This window comes from Moorena sp., assembly GCF_982860115.1.
Map to the genome: position 1 here is coordinate 1 of NZ_CEYLVT010000347.1, position 5375 is coordinate 5375.

Sequence of the window (5375 nt, forward strand, 5' to 3'; positions counted from 1 at the left end):
CCCGATTCCCGATTCCCGATTCCCGATTCCCGATTCCCGATTCCCGATTCCCTCCTATTCTAAAAAGAATACTTTCCGTAGTTGATATCATACTCAAACAGCTCGGAAACTATTGCTTGGGATTCGCTATCATAATACTGGCTGTAGTGGTCATGCTTGCTAGTATTGACCTTCAAAGAGTCTAGCTTGAGTCCTAGTTTTGACGAAACAAAATCTAAGTCTTCCTCTAGGTGTTCCACACGGATAACATAATCCACTAGGAAATTATTCTGATCATCAAAAACATAGTAAGGAAGGGTATAGGTAGACAAATCATCAAGAAATTTTACCTCCTTCAAATCCCAGGATTTTCCTGTCTTAATCCACTCCTTGAATGGCATCCTGGTGTTGGGGTTATAGGGGTATTTTTCGACAATGTCTTCGGATACACGGATTGCTCTTGCTGTTTCCCACCAATAAATACCTCGGTGATCTGGCTTGGCATAAAAGTACAGAGAAACCAGCATATCCCAAGGGTTTCGGATACTAATAAACTTGAAGTAGCTGTTCCAGTTCCAACCCATACGCTCAAAATGCTGCTTTAACAGAGATGCTGGAACATGGTGATGGTAATGTCGGTTCTTATCCGTACTCCAAACATCGGAGTAAGGATCCAATGCCTTGCGAATACTAGTACTAGCACACTTAGGTTTGCTGAGGAATACAAACTTATGCTTGTGGGATATTCTCATGATAACTGTTGATAGATTTCCGATTTAACAATGGATTTTAAAAAATAATCGTTGCTCAGCTTTTCTTTAATCGGGTGCTGCTGCAGGTAGTGGTGGGTTTCCTCAATTAAAGCAAAATCCTCAGCTTTGGCTGCTGCTTCTTGTCTAGACTGGAAGTAAAGGGGATAGTCTTCGCCCAAATACTCTTTTACAGCTGGGAGCGGATTGACTAAAACCGGGGTATTTCTGACAATGCACTCAATGATCGCGTTATTGGCACTGGTGTCATACAACTCCAAATAAGCAATATTCTTTGACAACATCTCATCATACTGATCATTGGGCAAATAATCAACTATCTGCACATAACTGTAATTCGGCTGTAACTTAAATACTTGTTTTTCACTGTGTAACATCTCCCCGGAATAGGGTTTACGTAACACCATTTTTTTATATTTTTTTACCGGTAAATAGTAGATAGAGTGCATCTTCCGCAACCAAATCCCAATTTGGATAATAGTTGGCTCAGGATTTGCCAAAAACTTATCCATCGAAAAGATAACATCTGGGGTTTCCGTAGGATGTATCACGCTAACAATTGGCACATCTAGCTGCTTTTGGAGCCATCGACGAGAGTCTTCAGATAAACAAAATAGACCTTGACAATACTTAATACTCTCTTGCCACAACTGACTTACAAATATTCTCTGAGGTGACAGGTGTTCTTGAAACCATTTAGGAGCATAGGGAGGGCAATGGATGAATCCAATCCAAGGCTCTGTATAAGCAGTTGGGGTGTTGTTACAATCTCCAGGATCCGAACCCCAGGCGAATTTCTTTTCTATGAAGCCATCTACCAAAATTCCAGCATCATTGTGTAAGGCTTTCAAGCTATTCATCGCATAAGACCATCCAGAGCGATGCTCCCCGTAATGATACTGTAAAGCAGAAGCAAGATCGAGTTTTTTGGGATAATCCCCAGAGTCTTCAAACCCTGAATCTTGCTCTTGAGTTTGGGAGACATCAAGGATTTCGTTACCATTAGATTCCTCAGTTAGCGGTACATAATACTCCTGTAGAATTTTTTTCTCAAAATCAACCGTTGACTCAAACCGCCTGTTATAGGATTGAGGGTCTTCTAGATAAATTCCTAAAGGTTCCCTCAACAGCATGAATTTAGACCCGTTAGTTGAACAACGTAACCAAAATTCCCAATCAGCACTCGCGCCATAGCCAATTTCATCGAAATAGCCATTTTTTTCATGAACACTCTTCCGCCATACCGGCATACAATGGGGAAGATTTTGGGAGCCGATCTTACCTTTTTCCTCCCCTTCAGCCCACCACTTTTCTTGAAAAAAGTCTTCAGTTCCAAAATACTCCGGAAATCCCACATACCAGACAGCATGGGCGGTATTATTATCCCAGGTTTCATTGGGCTGCATCGTAACTTTTAGAGGAGCGCAAACCACGTCCACATCAGGATGCTCATCCAAGGCTCTCATATGTTCTTGAATATGTCTAGGCGCTCTGCGGTCATCGAGATTAGCGTTTGTAATATAGTGACCACGGGCTAATCTAATGCTCATGTTCCAAACTTCATACAGCCCTGGGTCTTCATCCAATTTTATATAGATAATATTGGGATACCTGGTCATATACTTTTTAATCACAGGCTCTTCATTTCCCGGAGAATTGGGATTAACCAATAGTAATTCACATTCAGCAAAAACCGTCTGCTGGGTAATATCCTTGAGGAAGTGTTCAATATACTTATCCCCTTTAAAGACTGATGTGATGATGGATACTTTGGGTTTCCATTGATAGGTACTAAATGGTCGATTAAGCAGAGTAGAGCGTATTAGTTCTTGCCATTCCGGTAGGTTACTGAATGGATAAGAATTGAATGGAGAACCATAAGCAGCTGAAAATGTGGTAAACTGCTCTATCCAATCAGAAATCGTTTCTGTTGGTTGGTAAGGGGTAATGCTTAGGGAGTTTTTTAACTGCTCAGCCATAGTGGTAAAATTCCCAGCATGATAAGAGCTCCAGGCTAACCAAACTAAGGAATTATAATCGTGATTTTTAGTATTGGTATGGCTATAGACCGGATTCTGAGCATCAGGTAATCGGGGTTTGTAGATAATCGGTTGTTTACTGTTTTTATAAATTGTCAAAAATTGCTTAACAATATAATTATCAATGTGACCAATTAAATCATAATCTACTTTATTTAGATCAGCTTTTTTGTGATAATCATGATACCGTAATGGAGCAAATATTTTTGTAAACTTAAGGGCTGATTTTTGCCAGATTTCGTAGCTATAGTTGGTAGAGTGCTTGACATGATAGGCAACGGGAGAGACTAAGTCTTTTATGGTTAACCCCTGTTGCCAAGCAATCACTGGTACCCAGAAATCCCAAAAGGGAATACCAAGGCAAAAGTCAGAGGATGGAAATTTTTCCAGCAGTTCTTTTTCAAAAAAGAACACATCAACCCCAACATCGTAAATCTCACCGTTGATGGATTCAGCAGTATCAATATCGACTCGTGAAGCGAGCAGGATAGAGTCTTGAGTCTGCTCTCGAATAAATTCTGTAAAATCCTGCTCAGCTTTTAAGATAATATCTGCGTTAACAATTCCACAGATTTGGCTACCGTACTCACGCAAATAGGATAAGAGGTCATCAATGTAAACATAAGGCTTACCATAATGCTCTCGTCCATCTCGAAATACTCTGTGAAATTTAATGTCTTGATATAAAGGCTGGAGTTTCTCAATCTCTTCTATAATATTTAAGGAAACAACCTCAAATCCTAGATTAAGCCAGCTATTAATAGCGGCTTGTTGCTTTTTAAGATTTCCTGGTGCAATACTAGTTACGATGACAAGGGGTTCAGTTGTCATTAGTCATTGATCCTTGAGAATAGAGAGTAGGGAGTAGGGAGTAGGGAGTAGGCAACAGGTAAAAAATTATCTGTACCTCACTCGTGATAAGAATTGCTATATATCGATGCTATCGGACTTGATAGTATTTTTCAGTTGATAGTAAACCGAGTAACCACAGAAAATTTAAAATTTTATATAAAGTTATCGATAATTTTATATTAAGTTTTCTGAAAAGCAACGTAAGCATATGCGCTACGCGCACGCTACGCGAACAGCTGTCAGCCGTGAGGCTGACAGCTTATTTTATTCAAATCTCAGACCCCAAACCCCTCACACCAAAGGGTCTATCCCATCACCCCTGACCAATACATGTTTTGACTTCTTTGTCAATCTGTAAACTCTGATATAGGGTTTATATTTGAGTTGTGAACATAGGATTGTTAAAAATTGGGACTTTGGACTTCGGACTTCGGAGCATTAGGAAAGAGTTTGGAGGATTTTTTGGTGTGCTTAAAAATCAGTAAGATTGTTCATGACCTATTTATAAACCCTATACAAACTTCTTCCTTTCGCCCTGTTGAGATTTCCTGTTGAACCCAAGCCTAGCCAAGGATAGACACAAAAAGGGTCAATGCCATGGTCACTGACCATTGCATGTTTTAAACTGTTTGTCAATTAGTAAATTATGATACAAATTTCTAGGATCATAAGGAATTTTCGTTTTCGGTAGAAAAATCTTGACTACCTAAAAATCTGTAGTGAATTTAAATTCGTAAGCCTAAAGAAGGTTTACATGACACCCGACAGGAGTTTTTTTTAACAGGCTGCTATCGGTGACAGATGCTAGTTCTGATTGACTGACAAAACCGTTGAAATGCTGATTTTGCTGTAGGTTGGGTTAGCGATAGCGTAACCCAACGAAAGCCTGACTGGTGTTGGGTTAGCGATAGCGTAACCCAACCTACGCCATGATCTTTTGTCAGTCAACCAGGATGCTAGTTAGCTATCCATTTTTGGAGTTAATGATCATGAAAGCTCTTTTGAAGACAGATTTTCAGAGGATCTTTCAATAGTGATTGCAACTCAAGAGTAAACACCCTCTGGTGGATCAAGACACTCTCAATGTTAGGAAATAAAAGCACAGGAAACCGAAGATGACTATCTTAAAAAATTGGGCAATCACCGGCCTGAAAGCCATCGTTTTAAGCGCTCTGCTCTTGGTATGCACATTGACCATTTCTGTCTCTAGTGCTTCAGCCGAGGTGAGCATGAATCGTTACTGTAACCATCTGCACCAATTTACAGGAAACAATACAACATATCCCAGACCTGAATGCTCAGGCGGTGATTTCGATCTTATCCAAGCCACATTCTGTACCCACTTACACCAGTATCTAGGCACGAACACTACCTATCCATCTGGTGACGCTGAAGCTTGGTGCGCGCAAAATCCAAATCCTGCAGAAATCGTACCTGAGGGTGTTTATTGCACACACCTTCATCGATGGGGAGGCAATAACACCACCTATCCCGTCGATCCATCTTGTTAATAGAGAGACCCCTCTGTTAATGGGTAAAGCCTAGGGGAAAAGATACCAAATAGTGGGTAATATCATTTCCGACTAGATTGGAATAATTAAACAAAAAAAGCGCTCCCCATCTGGAGAGCGCTTTGTTTTAATCAAGTAGATTAAGCCAAGTTGAAATTAACCGTTGATTGCTGGAGCAGTCAAAGCTACAGGAGTAGCTTCAGCCGCAGCTAGGTCTAGAGGGA

2 protein-coding genes are annotated in these 5375 nt (G+C 40.4%); both read right to left on the bottom strand.

Going from position 1 to position 5375, the window contains the following annotated elements:
* Nucleotides 1-59: 59 nt before the first annotated feature.
* The gene (locus AC4II3_RS30925; RefSeq protein ID WP_488016251.1) at nucleotides 60-731 is read right to left on the bottom strand and encodes a sulfotransferase family 2 domain-containing protein; all 672 of its coding nucleotides are present in this window, start codon (nucleotides 729-731) and stop codon (nucleotides 60-62) included.
* Entirely contained in the window at nucleotides 728-3619 is a 2892-nt protein-coding gene (locus AC4II3_RS30930; RefSeq protein WP_488016249.1) for a glycosyltransferase, read from the bottom strand. The genes AC4II3_RS30925 and AC4II3_RS30930 overlap by 4 nt, the downstream gene beginning before the upstream one ends.
* Nucleotides 3620-5375: the final 1756 nt, after the last annotated feature.